Here is an 18,216-nt window from a genome sequence, read left to right as displayed (position 1 = left end):
CTTGCCTAGGCACGCGCCGACAAACATACTCCCGCTTGACCTTTTCCCGCCGCCGCGACCCGTGCAGGAAGGCTTTTCTCCAATTATGAAACGATTCGGTCAAAGTTGAGCCTATGCCCCCAAGCTGACGCCAACCTGACGATCAGTTCCGATCGAGAGCGCCCGATCCCACTAAATGTTCGTCATCTTGAAATAGCAGACATATTTCTCTTCGATGAGGATCCGTCACCAATGCGGCGTGGTGGATTTCTGCGATCCGCGCCACGATCGCAAGGCCAAGCCCCGCCCCCCCCACGCTGGCGTGATCGGCGCGAGCAAACCGATGACTGAGCGCGGCCAGTTCCGCCGCCGACAAGCCGGGCCCCTCGTCCCTTACACATAGTCGGGCGTCGGGACCGATAGAGATCACAACCGTCCCGCCCTCGGGGGTCACCCGCAACGCATTTTCCAACAGGTTTGAAAGCGCTGCCGCAAGCGTCTCCCTGATTCCCGAAACCATCGGCTTGCCTTCGACCGCCAACGCCACATGTCTGCCCTGCTCCGCCGCCAGCGGCGCAAAGCGGTTTGCCACTTCCATCGCGACGTCGGGAAGGGAAATGCGGCTTCGGGGGATTGGCGCCTCCAGATAAACGTCCATCTGGGCCATCATCATGATCTGGCCGACAAGCCGCTTCATCGCCGCCACATCCTTTTTCAGCCGGTGAGCATCTGGCGATCCCAACCGGTCGAGTTCGATCATCAGTATTGCCAATGGCGTTCGGAGTTCGTGGGCCACATTGGCGGCAAAGGCCTCGCGCTGCCCGGCCGCATCATCAAGGCGCGCCAGAAGATCGTTCAGCGCGCGCGCGAATGGCTGAACCTCGAGCGGGAATTCGTCGAGATTCACGCGAAATCCGCGGTCGGTGCCGAGCACCGAATCCATGTGTGCGGCCGCCGCGCCCAACGGAGCGAGCGATGTTCGAATAACCCATCTCGCGGCGAAAAACATCGGCACCATCAGCAAGAGAAGCGGCAGGACGACATGCTCGCCGATTTCAAGCCATTCGCCCCGCCAGCCGTCCGCTGCGGTCCTCTGCTCGAGCATAACCTCCACATCAAAGCTGACAAAGATGATCAGCGCAAGGCCCCCGAACACCCCCGTCCAGGCGAGACCACGCGTCAGGCGGCGCGAGACCGAATGCGGCGCCTTAATCTCCGCAATCCCTGAGTAAATAGCCCATTCCCCGGACCGTGATGAGCATGTCCGGACGATCGGCTTCGCTCAACTTGTGGCGGAGCCGGGACACGGTCGCCTCGACCGCATTCGGCGTCACCGGTTCGTCAAAGCGATACAATGCGTCTTCGATCGACGACCGCCGAACGACGGTGCCGGCCCGGCGAATGAGCAACTCCAGCAAATCGGCTTCGCGACGTGTCAGCGGGATAGCATGGTCGCCGCTCCGAGCCGTTCGCGTCGCCACGTTGAACGCCAGCCTTCCGGCCCGGATGACCGGCAGCTCGCGCGTTCCCGGACGGCGCAGGAGCGCGCGGAGTCGGGCAGCCAGCTCCTCCATTTCGACGGGCTTGACAAGATAGTCGTCGGCCCCCGCGTCAAGGCCGGCGACACGATCGCCCATGCCATCGCGCGCGGTGAGGATCAAAACGGGCGGGAGCGGTCGTTTCGGCCTTTCGCGGCGCAGCCAGTCAAGTCCGTCACCGTCAGGGAGCCCCAGATCCAGAATAACCGCATCATAGGTCGCGCTGGCGAGCGAATCTTCGGCTTCGTCGATACTCGCCACACCGTCCCCGCTAAATCCGTGCCGAGCTATACCCTCGGAAATGAGCGCCGCCAGACGGCTGTTATCCTCTATGATCAGGACGCGCATGTGATACTGTTCGGCAGCGGGGCCCCCTACGGCCTGGCCAAGCAACACCCGAAAAATCATCCTCCGGCGTGCCTGGTTACTAATCGCAAGACTTGCTGATTATGAACTCATTATCGGTAAAATCAAGACAATCGGCCAGCCCGCCGGACATAGCCGCTGACATCGGCCTAAGAGGTTCAGAAAAGTCCCCAAGAAAAAGGTCGTCGAAATTACCGATATTCAACCATATTCGATTCGTCCATTTTCTGAATCAAGCAATTTTATACGAAAACATATGAAATAAAGCGCGGCACAACCGTTGAGAACTGTGCTTGCGAGGCCACGAAAGCCTTGGACGGTTGCCTTTCCGCGAAGCGCCATCCGGTACATGATGTCGATCATTCGATTTTCGCTGATCACCAGCGTCTTCGCAATTGGCGCCGGGAAAAGATAACGGCCCAAGCGCATATTGCCTGCAGCACGATACACATTGAGATCGCGGATTTCGTCGAGCAGGCCCAGCGCTTGCCGCCGTAGCGAACCAAGTGCTCTGATCGCATTTTCATTCGCTCAGGCGAGAGGCGCCACACTGGTTCGGGCCCATCGAGATTTTCGAACTCGTCCCGTTCACCTTCCTGTATGGCTTCCCGGCTGGCTTGAAGGCGTCGATGGCAACGTTGGTAAACATGTTGCTACCTCCTACCCGACACGTCGCGAGTTCGATTCCCAGGCTCACCAGTGTTGGTAGTCAGCGCCATTTGACACCAACAATCGACTCAAACTGCAAGGGGAGCAGGGGGGGACATCATGGGACGTCCCTTACTCATAACCCGCTGATTTTCTGATTTTCGAGAGACGCGCTGGGCCTCTCTGGGACGTCCTGGGACGCGGTCCTGGCAGGGGCAGCAGGACTCGAACCCGCGACCCTCGGTTTTGGAGACCGATGCTCTACCAACTGAGCTATACCCCTAGGCCGGAGTGCGCCACTAGCCCGATTGGAGGGACGGGGCAAGGGGGATGACGGCTTGCGCGTGCGAGCCGGACTGATATGCGCGATTTCGCATGAGCGACGCGCCATCATCCACCCCGTTCGACGGACCTCCGCAGCATTATCTGGGCGGGATCGCCCTGCGGCTGCTCGCGATGGTCAGCCTGTCGCTGATGTTCGTGCTGGTCAAAAAGATCGACGCGGCGGGAATCCATGTCGTCGAAAGCCTGTTCTGGCGACAGGCGCTCGTGCTGCCCTTCCTGCTGGCATGGGTGGTGGCGACGGGCAGCCTCTCATTGCTCAGGACGCAGCGGATCGGCGCGCACGCGCGGCGCATGCTGATGGGCCTGACCGGCATGGCGTGCAATTTCGGCGCGATGATCCTGCTGCCGATGGCCGAGGCGACGACCATCAGCCTCTCGGTGCCGATCTTCGCGGTCATTTTCGCGGCGCTGCTGCTCGGCGAGGCGACGGGGTGGCAGCGTTGGAGCGCGGTGATCGTCGGCTTCGTCGGCGTGCTCGTCGTGCTTGACCCGCTTTCGGGCTTCGCGGGCGGCTTCGGCGGGACGCACGGCGTCGGCACGCTCGTCGCGCTGACCGGCGCGATCATGACGGCGCTGATCACGATTGCGGTGCGCGACCTGGGCCGCACCGAAAATGCCGCGACGATCGTCTTCTGGTTCAGCCTCTTGTCGATGATCCCGCTCGGCATCGCCCTGCCCTTCGTCATCACGCCGCATAGCGGCCACGAATGGCTGCTCTTGATCGGGCTCGGTTTCCTGGGCGCGGTCGTCCAGATGTCGCTGACCGGCGCGCTGCGCCTCGCGCCCGTGTCGGTGGTGATCCCGATGGATTATTCGAGCCTGCTTTGGGCGATCGCCGCCGGCTGGTGGTTCTTTGGCACCCTGCCGGCCGACACGACCTGGGTCGGCGCCCCGCTCATCATCGCCTCGGGCCTGTTCATCGCATGGCGCGAGCATCGCCGCCATATCGCGCGGCCGAAGGAGGTTGCAGCATGACGCGCCCTATCCTGTATCATTGTCCCGACGCGCGCTCGCTGCGCTGCCTGTGGGCGGTCGAGGAAGCGGGGATCGACGTCGACCTCCGGCTGCTGAAATTCCCGCCGCGCGCGTTCGAGCCCGATTATCGCGCGGTGAACCCGCTGATGACGATCCCCGGCTGGGTCGAGGACGGACGGCTGATGACGGAATCGGCGGCGATCTGCGAACGCATCGCCGAGGGGACGCCGCTCGAGGTGCGCCGTGACGAGGCGGATTATTGGGATTATCGCAACTGGCTGCACCGCAGCGACGCGACCCTCACCTTCCCGCTCGCGATCATGATCCGCTACACGCGCGTCGAGCCCGAGGAGCGGCGGCTGAGCCAAGCAGTCGCGGATTACAAAGCCTTCTTCGGCGGCCGCGCGAAAAGCATCGAGGCCGCGCTGGGCGACGGGCGCGAGTGGCTGGTCGCGGGGCGCTTCACCATCGCCGACATCGTGATCGGCTATGCCGCCTTCCTCGCGACGACTTTGGGCGCCGACGATGTGCTGGGCGATGCGACCAAGGCGTGGCTGGGCCGCTGCATGGCGCGCGACGGTTTCCGGCACGCGCGGCAGCGGCAGACAGCCTCCGCTTAACGGAAAAGGGCTCCACCTATAAGGTGAAGCCCTCCGTGCCCCCGTGCATGGCAAAGCCAACGAGGAAAACGCATCGGCCTTTCGGGGGTGTAGGTCGCGTGAAAGGCCGGATGTGGGGCCAATTTATGGGGCGGCGATGAGGTTGGCTTTCACATTCTCACCGTCGATGTGCCAACCGCAAATGGAGCCATTCCCAGTGCATTTGGGCTGGTAACTACTTCCGGTCGAAAGCCGCCGCTCAATTCACCATCCGCTCATAGCCTTCCCAATAGGGCGCACGCAGGTCCTTGCGCAAAATCTTGCCGCTCGCGTTCCTCGGCAGCGCCTCGATCACGTCGATGCTGCGCGGGCATTTGAAGGGCGCGATGCGTTCGCGCGCCCAAGCGATGATGTCGGCCTCCTCGACGCCGGTGCCGGGTTTGGCGACAACCACCGCCTTCACCGTCTCGCCCCATTTCGGATCGGGGATGCCGATCACCGCGACTTCCTGAACCGCCGGATGGCCAAAGATCGCGCTTTCGACCTCGGCGGGATAGACATTCTCGCCGCCGGTGATGATCATGTCCTTCATCCGGTCGTGGATGAAAAGATAGCCGTCGGCATCAAGATAGCCCGCGTCGCCGGTGCGGATCCAGCCGTCGTCGGTCATCGTATTCGCGGTCGCGTCGGGCAGGTTCCAATAGCCCAGCATATTGTTCGACGAACGCGTCACGACTTCGCCGACCTCGCCCGTCGGAACCGGCTGGCCGTCAGGACCGAGGATGACGATTTCGACCCCGGGCAGCGCCTTGCCGGCCGAGCGCATCCGCGCATTGCCCGCCGGATCATGATCCTCGGGCGGCAGCATCGAGATGGTGCCGGTGGTCTCGGTCATCCCATAAGCCTGGATGAAATCGGCACCGAAGACCTGGATGCACTGGCGCAGCAGTTCGAGCGGGATCGGCGCGGCGCCATAGAGGATATATTTGAGGCGGCTGTAATCGACGCTGGCGCAGCGCGGGTGCATCAGCAGCATCTGGAGCGCCGCGGGGACCATGAAAAAGCGCGTCACGCCATGCTGCTCGACCGCGTCGAACACCCCGTCGGGATTGAATTCGGCGAGGATGATACCGGGGAGTCCCGCCGCGAGCGCCATGATGCCGAGCCCGGTGCCGCCGATATGCGCGCACGGCATCGCAACCAGCACCGCCTCGTCATCGTCCCATTTGGTGTAGGGCATGTCGAGCGTGCTCGAATGCTTACGGAGCGCGAAGAGGTTGCGGTTCGAGAGGACGGCGCCCTTGGGGTTACCCGTGGTTCCCGAGGTATAAAGCTGGAGCACCGCGTCGTTCGCGCCCGACGGTTCGAAGGGGATGCGCGCCGCACCCTCGATCATCGCCCATGCGTCGGTCGCGCTTACGATCGCCGGATCGTTCGCAAGCTTGCCAGCAAGCTGATCCGCCAGTCCCTCGAACCCCTGTCCGGCGAAGACCATCTTCGCCTGCGTATCATTGACGATGAACGCCCATTCGGTGGGCGACAAACGCCAGCCGATCGGTGCCATCACGATGCCGGCGCGCGCCGCGCCATAGAAGAGCGTGAAATAAAGATCGCTGTTCTTGCCGATCCACGCGATCCGGTCGCCCTTCTGCAGCCCCGCCGCGATCAGCGCCGACGCCGCCAGCGCGGTCAGTTCGTCGAGTTCGGCATAGCTGTAGACGCGATCCTCTTCGCGCAGCGCCACCCGGTCGGGCCGCTCGGCGGCCCAGTGGGTCAGGAATTCGTCGAACGTAAACAGTTCCGAAACGTCGCGGCCCATCGCCTCTCTCTCCTCGAATCGCGTCTTTTGCGCGCAATTGGAGGAACGCTAGCGGCTGCGGGCGCGAGGTAAAGCGCCGATCGCCGATCCTGTCAGGTCCGTCAGGTGCGGCGGAAGAGCAGCATCAGATTGTTCGCGGGCATCGCGCGACGCTCGGTGAAGGCAATGCCGGCGTCGGCGGCGGCCGCCTTGACCGCGTCGGCATCGCGCAGCCCCCAAGCCGGATCGCGGCTCCGCAGGCTGGCGTCGAAGGCAAGGTTGCTCTCTGCGGTCCGCACATCGGGTTCGGTATAAGGGCCATAGAGGATCAGCGGCGCGCCGGGGGCGAGCAGTCTGGCCGCACCCGCCAACAGGCCAAGCGTCGCTTCCCACGGGCTGATGTGGACCATGTTGATGCAGAGGATCGCGTCGGCGCGCTCGATCGGCCATTGGGACGCCGACGCGTCGAGCGCGACGGGCGCCCCCAAATTCGGGAGCGCGGCTTCTGCGCGGTAAGCCGCGATCGACGTCAGTCCGGCGGGATCGGGATCGCTCGGCTGCCAGTCGAGGTGCGCGAAGGTCGAGGCGAAATGGACGGCATGCTCACCCGATCCGCTCGCGACTTCAAGCACTGTCCCCGATGCGGGCAGCCAGTCGGCGAGTACGGCCGCGATCGCATCGCGATTGCGCAGCGTGGCGGGGGCGTGGCGCTTGTCCGCCTCGCCGCCGTCGCCGGGCATCCACGGCTGCGACGTCATTTTTTCGCCTGTGCCCGCGCGCGCCGCTCACGGACGATCAGCCAGGCGAACAGGCCGACCGGCCCGACCATCAGCGTCAGGAACAGGATGGGCAATTGGACGATACGGCTGAAGCCCTTCTGGTCGGCATCGCGCGCGATCCACATGCCGGTGAACAGGTCGAAGGCAAGATAATGAACCCAGCCGAGCGTCGCCCCGCCGGGGCTGTCGAACAGCTTCATCACGCCAGCGAGCGTCGTGAAATCGCCTCCGCCCGCCCCGCCCGCATCGATGCCGCCCGTGACGAAACCGACGATCAGCACGGTGTAGGCCAGACAGAGGAGCGCGACGCCGAGATAGAGGATGAGCGCCAGTGTCTTCGGCCCGCGCGGCAGAAAGGCGAGCGCGATCCATGCGGCGAACGCCCAGTAGTTTGCCAGCAGAAACAGACTATCCCAGCTCATCTCAATCTCCCCCATTTGCCGATGTCGGCGATCACCCCTCCCACGCCAGCACGGGCTTGCGCGCCGCGAGCGTTTCGTCGAGCCGCGCGCGCGGCGCGAAATGCGGTGCACTCTTCAACGCAGGGTCGCCGTTCTTCGCACGCATCGCGATGCTGCGCAGCGCGCCGATGAACTGGTCGAGCGCCGCCTTCGATTCGGTCTCGGTCGGCTCGACGAGCATCGCGCCATGGACGACGAGCGGGAAATAGACGGTCATCGGATGATAGCCCTCGTCGATCAGCCCCTTGGCGATGTCGAGCGTCGAGAAGCCTTCGGCAAGCCCCTTATCGCTGAACAGCGCCTCGTGCATGCACGGGCCCGAGGTGGCGAACGGCGCGTCGAGCACGCCTTCGAGACTGCGCAGCACATAATTGGCGTTGAGCACCGCATCCTCGGCGATCTGCTTCAAGCCGTCGGCGCCGTGGCTGAGGATATAGGTCAGCGCGCGCGTGAACATGCCCATCTGGCCGTGGAAGGCGGTCATGCGGCCAAAGCTCTGCGGATGATCCTCGCCTGCGCTCTCCTCTTCGATCAGGCGGAACGCATCGCCCTGCTTCGTCACGAAGGGGAGCGGCGCGAACGGCGCGAGCGCTTCCGACAACACAACCGGACCCGAGCCCGGGCCGCCGCCGCCATGCGGGGTCGAAAAGGTCTTGTGGAGGTTGATGTGCATCGCATCGACACCCAGGTCGCCGGGGCGCACCCGGCCGACAATCGCGTTGAAATTGGCGCCGTCGCAATAGACATAACCGCCCACCGCATGGACCGCGTCCGAGATCGCCTTCATGTCGCGCTCGAACAGGCCGCAGGTGTTGGGGTTGGTGATCATCACCCCCGCGACATCGGGGCCGAGACGCGCCTTCAACGCTTCGAGATTGACGCGGCCCGCCTCGGTCGCCGGAATATCCTCGACGGTGAAGCCCGCGAAGGCCGCGGTCGCCGGGTTGGTGCCGTGCGCGCTTTCGGGGACAAGAATGACGCGGCGGTCTTCTCCGCGCGCTTCGAGCGCTGCCTTGATGCAGAGGATACCGCACAATTCGCCATGCGCCCCCGCCTTGGGCGACATCGCGACGCTGTGCATGCCGGTGAGCGTGATCAGCCATTCGGCGAGCTGGTGGATCACCGCATAGGCGCCCTGCACCGTTTCCTGCGGCTGGAGCGGGTGGACGTCGGCGAAACCCGGCATCCGCGCGACCTTTTCATTGAGGCGCGGGTTGTGCTTCATCGTGCAGCTGCCGAGCGGGAAGAGGCCGAGGTCGATCGCGTAATTCTGACGCGACAGCCGCGTATAATGGCGCACCGTTTCGGACTCGCTGAGCCCCGGCAGGCCGATCGGCGCGGAACGCGCGAGCGCGCCGAGGTCGGCGCCGGGCGCGTCCTCGTCGAAGTCGACGCCGGTGGTGTCGGCGCCGCCGATTTCGAAGATCAACGGCTCTTCGAGCATCAGCGCGCGGTTACCGGTGAAGGTGACATTGTCGTCGGCGCCGCCGGCGGCGTTCATTTCGGGGCGCCAGCCGGCGCGATTGAGCGCGGTCATGCCAGCACCTCCTTCAGGGCCGCGGCGAAGGCGGCAATGTCCGCCTCGGTCACGGTTTCGGTCACGGCGACGACGAGGCCGTTTTCGAGGCCGGCGTTGTCGGGATAGAGACGGCCGAGCGAGACGCCGCCCAATATGTCCTTCTCGGCCAGCTTGTGAATCACGGGGCGCGCCGCGGTCGGAAGCAGCAGCGTGAACTCGTTGAAGAAGCTGTCGTTCATCACCGACACGCCGGGAACCTTCGCCAGTTCCGCGGCGGCCGCCTTGGCCCGGCCATGGTTGATCGCCGCGAGCCGGCGCAGGCCCGCTTCGCCGAGCAATGTCATATGGATGCTGAAGGCCAGCGCACAGAGCCCTGAATTGGTGCAGATATTACTCGTCGCTTTCTCGCGGCGGATATGCTGTTCGCGCGTCGACAGCGTCAGCACGAAGCCGCGCTTGCCATTGGCGTCGACGGTCTCTCCGCAGAGGCGGCCGGGCATCTGGCGCACATATTTGGTCTTGCACGCAAAGAGGCCGACATAGGGCCCACCGAACTGGAGGCCGACGCCGAGCGATTGCCCCTCCCCCACCACGATATCGGCGCCCATTTCGCCGGGCGACTTGATCAGGCCGAGCGCGACGGGTTCGGTGACGACCGCGATCAGCAGCGCTCCCGCAGCCTGACAGGCTTCGGCCAGCTTCGTCATGTCGTCGATGCGGCCGAGGATGTCGGGATATTGCACGACGACGCAGCTCGTCTCCTTGTCGATGCTGTCTGCGAGCGCTGCCCAGTCGGTGCCGGCTTCGAGGCTCGGGTCACCATCGACCAGAACGTCGCCGGTATATTTCGCCATCGTGCGCGCGACGCTGCGATAATGGGGGTGAAGGCCCGTCGAGAGCAGGGCCTTGGCGCGCTTGGTGATGCGGCGCGCCATCACGATCGCTTCCCAGCAGGCGGTCGAGCCATCGTACATCGATGCATTGGCGACGTCGGTGCCTAGCAGCCGCGCGACCTGGCTCTGAAATTCGAACAGCATCTGGAGCGTGCCCTGTGCGATTTCGGGCTGGTAGGGGGTGTAGGCGGTGAGGAATTCGCCGCGCTGGATCAGGTGATCGACGCTGGCGGGCACATGATGGCGATAGGCGCCGGCGCCGAGGAAGAAGGGCCCCTCACCCGCCGCGCGGCTGCCGCGCGCGAGCGCGCCCATGTGGCGTTCGACAGCCAACTCGCTCGCATGGTTCGGCAGGCCCGCGATCGGACCATCGAGCCGTGCTTCGGCAGGGACATCAGCGAACAGATCGTCGATCGACGACGCGCCGATCACGCCCAGCATCGCCGCGCGGTCATCGGATGTGAGAGGGAGATAACGCATGAAATACTCCGGTCAGCTATCGGAAGAGGAAGAAAAAAGCGGCGCGAGATCGGCCAGCGATCCGCGAAATGTGGCGGGGCCGCTGTGCGTCGTGCGGACCCAGGGCGCGAGCCAGATCCGAAACCCCGCGTCGCGCGCGCGGCGGCAGAAAGCATAATCTTCCGACAGCATCAGTCCGCTCGGGCGGTCGATCTCTGGCAGGAAGAGCGCATGAACATTTTCGCGTACACCCGTTCCCTGCCGGTCGCGCGCTTCGGTGCGAAAAGCGAGTTCGGGGTGCCGCGCGCAGAGCGTCTCGACGACGTCGCGGCGGATCAGCATCAGCCCGGTACCGAGCTGCGACAGTTCGACGAGGTCGGTCAGCGCGAAGCGTTCGTCGGTGTTCAGGAAACTGAGCGCGAAATCACCGGCATAGCGCGCAAGGTCGGCCGCATTATCCTTTGCCAGCCCGCACTCAGCGGCGCGCGCAACCTGCGACCAGTTGACCGTGCGGCGCGGCACCGCAGCGCCAAGCATGGCGCAGTCGGGCCGTCCCGCCATCGCCTCGATCATTGCGAAAATGTCGGCCGCCGCGAAATCAATGTCCGCATCGACGAAGAGCAGATGGGTGCAATCGCTCTGCATGAAGAGGTCAGCGAGCAGGCTGCGCGCGCGGTGGACCAGGGCTTCATGCAGAATAAGCTCGAACCGCACGGGCATATCCCGCCGCTGCGCCGCCATCGCAAGGTCGAGCGCCGCGCGGACATAGGTGCCCTGCGCGCCGTCATAGATCGGCGTCGCCACCATCAGGCGGCAATTGGCTGGCGCGGCGTCGGTCATCGCATCCCTCCCCCTCCCGCCCGCGGGAGGGGCGATCGGTTACAGGGCGTCGCAGAAGGCCTTATAGGCCTTTGCATCCATCAGGCCGTCGAGCTGGCCCTTGTCGGACAGCGTCATGCGAAAGAACCAGCCCTCGCCCTCGGGGTCCGAATTGACGAGCGCCGGGTCTTCCTCGAGCTGGCCATTGCCTTCGGTCACGGTGCCGTCGACGGGCGCATAGACGTCGCTCGCGGCCTTCACCGATTCGACCACCGCCGCATCGCCGCCCGCGCTCAATTCGGCGCCGGTGTCGGGAACCTCGACGAAGACGATGTCGCCAAGCTGCCCCTGCGCGAAGTCGGTGATGCCGACCGTCGCGACGTCGCCATCGACGTCGATCCATTCATGTTCTTCGGTGTAATAACGCGGCATCGATCAGGCTCCCTGTTTGCGCACATAGCGGTGTGGAATGAATGGCATGGCGGTGACGGTGCAATGGACCAGCTTGCCGCGCACCTCCGCCGCGATGGCGGTGCCGGGCACGGCATGGTCGCGCGGGACGTAACCCATCGCGATCGGCGCGCCGACGCTGGGGGCGAAGCCGCCCGACGTCACGACGCCGATCTCGTCCTCGCCGTCGAACAGCTTGGCGCCCTCGCGCACCGGCAGCTTTCCATCGACGGTGAGCCCGACGCGCTTGCGCGGCGGGCCGTCTTCCAGATGGCCGAGGATGCGCGCCGCGCCGGGGAAATTCTCTTCCTCGCGGCGGCGCTTGCTCACCGCGAAGCCGAGATCGGCTTCGGCGGGGTCGATCGCCGGGGTGAGGTCATGGCCATAGAGCGGCAGACCGGCTTCGAGCCGCAGCGAATCACGCGCGCCGAGGCCGATCGGCTTGACCTCTTCCATCGCGCACAGCGCGTCGGCGAAGGCGGTCAGTGCCTCGTTGGGCAGCGAAATCTCGAAGCCATCCTCGCCGGTATAGCCCGAACGGCTGAGAGCTATTTGGTGGCCAGCCCAGGTCGCGCGGGTCGCCTGCATGAAGACGAGATTTGCCGCTTCGGGAACCAGCCGCGCGAGCGCATCGACCGCTTTCGGGCCCTGCAGCGCGAGCAGGCCATAATCCTCATTATGGTTGAGCGTGATATCGTCGGGCAGATTTTCGCGCAGGTGGCCGATATCTTCCCACTTCACCGCGCCGTTGACGACGATGCCATATTGATCGCCCTCGTTGGTGATCATCAGGTCGTCGAGGATGCCGCCGTCGTCATCGAGGAGCAGCGAATAGCGCATCCGTCCGGGTTTCAAGCCCGAAATATCACCGGGAAGGAGCGTTTCGAGCGCTTCCGCGATGCCATCACCCGACAGGGCAAGCTGCCCCATATGGCTGACGTCGAACAGGCCGGCGCTTTCGCGGGTCCAGAGATGTTCCGCCATGATGCCTTCATACTGGATCGGCATCCAGTAGCCGGCGAACTCGACCATGCGGCCGCCCTTCGCGCGGTGCCAAGCGTCGAGCGGCAACGTCGCCGTTTCGACCGGAATTTCTTCATCTTCGCGCATATCGCACTCCCGTCGTTGACACGGCAAGACGCGGCCGGGTGCCGCCCTGTGCCATGCCCCCTCTGTCACGGGAACCTGAGAGTTTTCCTCCATGCGCCCTCGTCGAGGTTGGGCATGGAGTTACCCCTTCGGTGGTTCCGGCGGAAACAGCCGGAACGCTTTCCAGAGTGTCCGTTCCAGCCCGCGCGGTCCGCTTGACCTGAGAGTTTCCGGGGCGGTTGCTCCTTCGGTGGCGGGGTTGCCCCCACGCTCTCCCGCGCGGCCGGTCGAATCCCTTGGCGGAACCCGACAGACGCCGCGAGCCTTGGCGCTCCCCCTGTGCGGAGTCAATCGGCGACCGCGCGGATCGCGTCGTTTTCGTGGATATACACGCCCGAATCCCTTTGGCCGGCAAGCGCGACGATCGCCGCCGCGACTTTGTCGCCCGAAATCGAGCGGTAGCGGCGGAAGCGGCCGTGGAGCAGCGCGTCGGTCAGCGGCGCGGCGATCGTCGCCAATCCTTCGCCGAGGCGCTGCGGCCCGGGACGCTCGCCGCGGAGCAAACCGGGACGGATGAGATCGAGGCGGTCGAAGCCGAGCGCGACGAGATCGTTCTCGGTCTGCCCCTTGGTTCGCAGATAGAAATTGCCGCTCTTCGCCGCCGCCCCGACCGAGCTGACGACGATCATGTGCGGCGTGCCGCCCGCCCTTGCGCCGCGCGCGGCCGCGAGGACGAGATCGTGATCGACGGCGCGAAACGCCGCCTGCGATCCCGCTTGCCGGATCGTCGTCCCAAGGCAGGAGATAAGAATCGCCGGCTTTTCGGCGGCGATGATATCGGCCCAGCGTTCGGGCGGAGCGACCAGTTCCTTGTGATGCGGGGCAAGCCCCGCGACAGGGCGGCGCGCCAGTATGGTCACGGGCGCGGAGCCGAAATGATCGATCACCGCGCGCCCGACCATCCCGGTCGCGCCGACGATCAGCGCGTCAGGCATGCGCCAGCGCGGCGGGCACCGCGTCGCGGCCGAAAATGTCGGCATAGCGGTCGATGGCGAAGCGGTCGGTCATGCCGGCGATATAATCACCGATATGCCGGCTTGTCGCGCATTCTTCACCGGGCAGGCGCGCCGACCAGTCCGCGCCCATCAGCCGGGGATCGGCGGCATAGGCGGCGAAGAGGTCGGCGACGACCTGATTCGCGGCCTCGGCGGCGGCAAGCTGTTCGGGGTGGTGATAGAGGTTGGCGTACATGAAGCGCTTGAGTTCGCGTTCCTGCGCCGCCAGCTCTGCCGAAAAGCCGCCGAGGGTCCGCCCCGCCGCGCGGACCTCCTCGACGCTTGCGACCCCGGCCTCGGCGACATTGGCGGCGGTGGCGGCGATCACGTCGTTGACCATCGCGCCGATCTGGTCGCGGACGAGTTCGCGCAGCAGCCGGTCGCGCGGCGCGCCCGGGAAACGCCCCTCTACCGCGCGATAATTGGCGGCGACGAAGGGCTGTGCCATCAACTGGTCGAGGTCGAGCAGGCCGGCGCGCAGCCCGTCGTCGATGTCGTGATTGTCGTAGGCGATGTCGTCGGCGATTGCCGCGACCTGCGCCTCGAGGCTGGCATGGCTGGCGAGATCGAGTCCGAAATCGCCGTCGATTTCGGCGAGCGCCCAGCCGGGGTTCGCGACCGGGCCGTTGTGCTTGGCGAGCCCTTCCAAAGTCTCCCAGGTCAGATTGATCCCGTCGAACAGCGGATAGGGGCATTCGAGCCGTGCGAGCGTGCGCAGCGTATGACCGTTGTGATCGAAACCGCCGTGCGCCGCCATCGCGGCCTTAAGCGCGTCCTCGCCCGCATGGCCGAAGGGGGGATGGCCGATATCGTGCGCGAGGCACAGCGCCTCGGTCAGATCCTCGTTCAGCCCGAGCGCGCGCGCGATGCCGCGACCGATCTGCGCGACCTCGATACTGTGGGTCAGGCGAACGCGATAATGATCGCCATCGGGCGCGACGAACACCTGCGTCTTGTGGCGCAGGCGGCGGAAGGCGATCGAGTGAATGATGCGGTCGCGGTCGCGCTGGAAATCGTCGCGCGGCCCGCGCACGACGCGGCCGGGTTCGGAGTAGCGGCGCCCGCGACTATGTGCGGGATCGCTGGAGCAGCGCGCCAGGCTCACTTGAGCGGATCGACGGTTTCGCCGACATCGCTGTCGAAGAGGAAGCCGTCGCCTTCGGCTTTTTTATAGTCGCCGAGCCAGTCCTGCGCCGCCTTGCGATTGGGAAATGGTCCGACGAGCAGGCGCCGCGTCTGGCCCCATTCGGCGGTCGATCCGGACTTGCCCTTGAACAGCGCTGCGTTGCGCTTGGCGAACCGGTTATAGTCGAAGGCGAGCGCCTTGAGGTTCGATCCGGTGGCGATCTGGACCCAGATGCGCGCAGGGTTCGCCTTTTTCTTGGCGGCTTCTTCCTTCGCTTTGGCGTCCGCCTCTGCTTTCGCCTTGGCGGCCGCCTCCTCCTTCTCGCGCTTCGCCGCTTCGGCCGCCTCGGCCCTGCGCTTGTCCTCCAGCAGCCGGGCAAGCGTGTCGGCGCCGACCGCACTGTCGGACGGCGCGAGTTCGGCGGCGGGAATTTCGATCGACCCGACGATGTCGGCAAGCGACGCGAGCGGAGCCGAAACGGCGGCGTTCGTCGCGGCGGATGGCGGGGGGCTTCCGGGCTGCGAAACCGCCGGGGTCGAACGCCCCACGTCGGCGATCGAGAAACCGGGACCAATCAGGCCCTTCGCGGCATCGACGGCGGCGCCGACCGGTTCGGACGCCGGCGCGGCGCGCGCCGGGGCCGGATCGGGTCGGCTCACCGCTGCCTGAGCGGGGGGCGATGCGGGTGGATCGGCCGGTCGGACGACCTGAGCGGGGGGCGAAGGCGTCGGCGAACGCGCGGCCGGGGCCGGATCCGGATCCGGTTTGCGGGTGGCCGCTACCGGCGCGGGCGCCGGCGATGGCGCCGGTTTCACGGCCGCGGCGGGCCGCCGTCGATCGTCCGCCGCCGGCTTGCGCGCTGCCGCCGGCGGCGGCGAGGATGCCGCCGCGACCTGCACCGGCGGGCGTTTCGGGCCGAGCTGGCCGTTCGGGAAGCGGCCGAAATGCGCCGCCGCGGCCTGCTGCGCGGGATTGAGCCGGTCCAACTGGACGAGATAGGGGGTGATATTCTGCGCCATCGCGGGCGGCATCGTCGCATTGACGATATCGGTCGCTTCCTTGTCGCGCCCGTTCATCGCGAGGATCATCGCGCGTAGCCGCCACGCGCCGCGGTCCTGCGCGCGCAGTTGCGGGGTCAGCATGGCGATCGCGCGATCGGCGTCGCCGCTGATCCCGAGCGACAGCGCATAGCGCCGGGTCAATTCCTCATTGGGCGAGATCGACAGCGCAAGCTGATAATCGCGCTGCGCCGCGTCCTGCTGGCCAAGAAGATCGCGCGCGAGCCCGCGGTCGGCGAGGAACAGCCGTTCGGGGGCGCCCATCAGCTGCGCCTCGCCGAAATAGTCGAGCGCGCGTGTCGGATTTTCCATATGGACCATCGCCGACCCGAGCGCGGCCTTGATCGCGCCGTCGCGCGGGCGCGCCTGTTCGGCACGGACGAGGAAACCGAGCGCGGCGCGATAATCCTCGAGGTCGATCGACGCCCGGCCGGCGTCAAGCAAGGCCGACACATCGCTGTTGTTCGCAGCGATGCGGGCGAGCGACGACGACAGCAAGGTCCGCGCGGCGGCGCGCTTTTGCATCGCCGCCTGCGTCGCGGCGTCGGGCGGCGTCACCTGCGCATGAACGGCGGGACAGGCAGCCGTCCCCAGCAACAGCGCCCCGAGCGCGCCGACCCACGGCCGTGCGCGCACCGGCTTCGCCGTCAATTTCACCTGCCGCATGGGCAACTCATCCCGATCTCCGGCCTGCCGTTGCCCGGCGGGCGGCCGCTCGATAGCCCCGTTACTGGTTGTTCTGCCGTCCGAGGAAGCGCGGAATATCGACCCCGTCGTCCTTGCCGGCCTCTTCGGCGTCGGGCGTCGATGCCCCGCGCGAGAGCCGCGACATGCGTTCGAACAGCGTCCCCCCGCCCACCGAGCGCGCGGGCGATTCGGCCGGCGCGGGATCCGCGGTGCCTGCCGCACGATAATCGGCGGCCGGCGCTTCGGGCGCGTCGAGGACAAGCTCGTCGGCGGTATCGTCATAGGTCGCGGCGACCTGCGACAATTCCATCGGCTCTTCCTCGGCCGCCGGAGCCGGAGCTTCGCCGGAATCGCCGAGCGAGAAACCCGGCGCCGGGTCATTGTCCTGCTGGACGGGCGATTCGGCGACAGGCTCTTCCTGCACCGCCGGCTCGACGACCTCTTCGGCCACCGGAGCGGGCGCCGCGGCGCGCGCGGGGGCGAAGGAGAAGCTGCGCGTGGCAGGCGCGGCCTGTGCGGCCTCGCCTGTGCCGTCGATACCTGTGGCAACGACCGACACGCGGATCTTGCCATCGAGGCTGTCGTTGAAGGCGCTGCCCCAGATGATGTTGGCGTCGGGATCGACCAGTTCGCGGATATGGTTCGCGGCTTCGTCGACTTCCATGAGGCGCATGTCCTCGCCGCCGGTGATCGAGATGATGACGCCCTTTGCGCCCGCCATCGACACGCCGTCAAGCAGCGGGTTGGCGATGGCTTTCTGCGCCGCTTCGAGCGCGCGGCCGTCGCCTTCGGCTTCGCCGGTGCCCATCATCGCCTTGCCCATTTCGCGCATCACGCTGCGCACGTCGGCAAAGTCGAGGTTGATCAGGCCGGGCATGACCATCAGGTCGGTGATGCCGCGGACGCCCTGCTGGAGCACTTCGTCGGCCATCGTGAACGCTTCCTTGAAGGTCGTGTTCGGGTTGGCGACGAGGAAGAGATTCTGGTTCGGGATGACGATCAGCGTATCGACATGATCCTGCAGCTCGGCGATGCCGGCGTCGGCCGAGCGCATGCGCCGCGCGCCTTCGAACATGAAGGGCTTGGTCACGACGCCGACGGTCAGGATGCCGCGGTCGCGTGCCGCCTTGGCGATGACGGGGGCCGCGCCGGTGCCGGTGCCGCCGCCCATGCCCGCCGCGACGAAGCACATATGCGCGCCATTCAGCGCCTCTTCGACCTGCGCGATGCTTTCCTCGGCTGCCGCACGCCCGACCTCGGGCCGCGAACCCGCACCCAGCCCCTGGGTGATCTGCGTCCCCAGCTGGATGCGCCGTTCGGCCGGCGAGGCGTTGAGCGCCTGCGCGTCGGTGTTGGCGACGACGAAATCGACGCCCTCGACGCGCGCCGCGATCATGTTTGCGATGGCATTGCCGCCCGCGCCGCCGACGCCGATCACCGCGATCCGCGGCTTCAGCTCGTCGACCTGCGGCGGGCCAATATTGATGCTCATCAAATAATCTCCCTGCAGCGGCGAACCCATGCCGCTTCCCTGCACCTTGCGACCCGTCGGACGGTGGTCCTGCCGCCCGGA

At 66.0% G+C, this 18,216-nt stretch carries 17 protein-coding genes, 1 tRNA gene and 2 riboswitches; of the genes, 2 read left to right on the top strand and 16 right to left on the bottom strand.

Annotation, left to right across the window (positions count from 1 at the left end):
* Positions 1–142: 142 nt before the first annotated feature.
* The 4 genes from HDC29_RS19465 to HDC29_RS19050 all read right to left on the bottom strand — a co-directional run bounded on the left by HDC29_RS19465 (position 143) and on the right by HDC29_RS19050 (position 2,814).
* Positions 143–1,135, bottom strand: coding sequence for an ATP-binding protein (locus HDC29_RS19465; protein ID WP_179499880.1), 993 nt, complete (start codon positions 1,133–1,135; stop codon positions 143–145).
* A 52-nt stretch (positions 1,136–1,187) separates the two neighbouring features.
* Positions 1,188–1,865, bottom strand: coding sequence for a response regulator transcription factor (locus HDC29_RS19060; protein ID WP_179499879.1), 678 nt, complete (start codon positions 1,863–1,865; stop codon positions 1,188–1,190).
* Positions 1,866–2,084: 219 nt separating this feature from the next.
* Positions 2,085–2,306, bottom strand: coding sequence for a hypothetical protein (locus HDC29_RS19055; RefSeq protein WP_179499878.1), 222 nt, complete (start codon positions 2,304–2,306; stop codon positions 2,085–2,087).
* Positions 2,307–2,738: 432 nt separating this feature from the next.
* A tRNA-Trp gene (locus HDC29_RS19050) sits at positions 2,739–2,814 on the bottom strand.
* Positions 2,815–2,906: 92 nt separating this feature from the next.
* Between HDC29_RS19050 and HDC29_RS19045 the strand changes: the two genes are divergently transcribed.
* Positions 2,907–3,851 (top strand): DMT family transporter, encoded by a 945-nt coding sequence (locus tag HDC29_RS19045; protein WP_179499877.1) that lies wholly within the window; start codon positions 2,907–2,909, stop codon positions 3,849–3,851.
* Positions 3,848–4,471, top strand: a complete 624-nt coding sequence (locus HDC29_RS19040) for a glutathione S-transferase family protein (RefSeq protein ID WP_179499876.1) — start codon at positions 3,848–3,850, stop codon at positions 4,469–4,471. The genes HDC29_RS19045 and HDC29_RS19040 overlap by 4 nt, the downstream gene beginning before the upstream one ends.
* 238 nt (positions 4,472–4,709) lie before the next feature.
* Here the strand turns inward: HDC29_RS19040 and HDC29_RS19035 are convergent, their stop codons facing one another.
* The 12 genes from HDC29_RS19035 to ftsZ all read right to left on the bottom strand — a co-directional run bounded on the left by HDC29_RS19035 (position 4,710) and on the right by ftsZ (position 18,135).
* On the bottom strand, positions 4,710–6,269 hold the full coding sequence (locus HDC29_RS19035) for a fatty acid--CoA ligase (protein WP_179499875.1): 1,560 nt from the start codon (positions 6,267–6,269) through the stop codon (positions 4,710–4,712).
* A gap of 101 nt (positions 6,270–6,370) precedes the next feature.
* Positions 6,371–7,006, bottom strand: coding sequence for a DUF938 domain-containing protein (locus tag HDC29_RS19030; protein ID WP_179499874.1), 636 nt, complete (start codon positions 7,004–7,006; stop codon positions 6,371–6,373).
* Positions 7,003–7,449: an ABA4-like family protein gene (locus HDC29_RS19025; RefSeq protein WP_179499873.1), complete on the bottom strand. Its 447-nt coding sequence runs from the start codon at positions 7,447–7,449 to the stop codon at positions 7,003–7,005. Before HDC29_RS19025 ends, HDC29_RS19030 begins: the two co-directional genes overlap by 4 nt.
* A gap of 31 nt (positions 7,450–7,480) precedes the next feature.
* On the bottom strand, positions 7,481–8,989 hold the full coding sequence (gene gcvPB, locus HDC29_RS19020) for an aminomethyl-transferring glycine dehydrogenase subunit GcvPB (RefSeq protein WP_257018407.1): 1,509 nt from the start codon (positions 8,987–8,989) through the stop codon (positions 7,481–7,483).
* A gap of 32 nt (positions 8,990–9,021) precedes the next feature.
* Positions 9,022–10,380 carry an aminomethyl-transferring glycine dehydrogenase subunit GcvPA gene (gene gcvPA, locus HDC29_RS19015; RefSeq protein ID WP_179499871.1) on the bottom strand — a complete coding sequence of 453 codons (1,359 nt, stop codon included), beginning with the start codon at positions 10,378–10,380 and terminating at the stop codon, positions 9,022–9,024.
* 12 nt (positions 10,381–10,392) lie between these two features.
* Positions 10,393–11,199 carry a glycosyltransferase family 2 protein gene (locus HDC29_RS19010; RefSeq protein ID WP_179499870.1) on the bottom strand — a complete coding sequence of 269 codons (807 nt, stop codon included), beginning with the start codon at positions 11,197–11,199 and terminating at the stop codon, positions 10,393–10,395.
* A gap of 39 nt (positions 11,200–11,238) precedes the next feature.
* On the bottom strand, positions 11,239–11,610 hold the full coding sequence (gene gcvH, locus HDC29_RS19005; RefSeq protein WP_179499869.1) for a glycine cleavage system protein GcvH: 372 nt from the start codon (positions 11,608–11,610) through the stop codon (positions 11,239–11,241).
* 3 nt (positions 11,611–11,613) lie between these two features.
* Positions 11,614–12,738, bottom strand: a complete 1,125-nt coding sequence (gene gcvT / locus HDC29_RS19000; protein WP_179499868.1) for a glycine cleavage system aminomethyltransferase GcvT — start codon at positions 12,736–12,738, stop codon at positions 11,614–11,616.
* 52 nt (positions 12,739–12,790) lie between these two features.
* A riboswitch (glycine riboswitch) is annotated at positions 12,791–12,914 on the bottom strand.
* Positions 12,915–13,005: riboswitch (glycine riboswitch) on the bottom strand. It lies immediately after the preceding riboswitch.
* Between the two features lie 59 nt (positions 13,006–13,064).
* Positions 13,065–13,712 (bottom strand): NAD-dependent dehydratase, encoded by a 648-nt coding sequence (locus HDC29_RS18995; protein ID WP_179499867.1) that lies wholly within the window; start codon positions 13,710–13,712, stop codon positions 13,065–13,067.
* On the bottom strand, positions 13,705–14,877 hold the full coding sequence (locus tag HDC29_RS18990; protein WP_179499866.1) for a deoxyguanosinetriphosphate triphosphohydrolase: 1,173 nt from the start codon (positions 14,875–14,877) through the stop codon (positions 13,705–13,707). The genes HDC29_RS18995 and HDC29_RS18990 overlap by 8 nt, the downstream gene beginning before the upstream one ends.
* On the bottom strand, positions 14,874–16,622 hold the full coding sequence (locus HDC29_RS18985) for a tetratricopeptide repeat protein (protein WP_179499865.1): 1,749 nt from the start codon (positions 16,620–16,622) through the stop codon (positions 14,874–14,876). The genes HDC29_RS18990 and HDC29_RS18985 overlap by 4 nt, the downstream gene beginning before the upstream one ends.
* Positions 16,623–16,683: 61 nt before the next feature.
* Positions 16,684–18,135: a cell division protein FtsZ gene (ftsZ, locus tag HDC29_RS18980; protein WP_179499864.1), complete on the bottom strand. Its 1,452-nt coding sequence runs from the start codon at positions 18,133–18,135 to the stop codon at positions 16,684–16,686.
* Positions 18,136–18,216: the final 81 nt, after the last annotated feature.

The organism is Sphingopyxis sp. JAI108 (genome assembly GCF_013410105.1).
Classification (GTDB): Bacteria; Pseudomonadota; Alphaproteobacteria; order Sphingomonadales; family Sphingomonadaceae; genus Sphingopyxis; species Sphingopyxis chilensis.
Note: the sequence above shows the minus strand (reverse complement) of the source record. Positions and strands in the feature narration are given on the sequence as shown.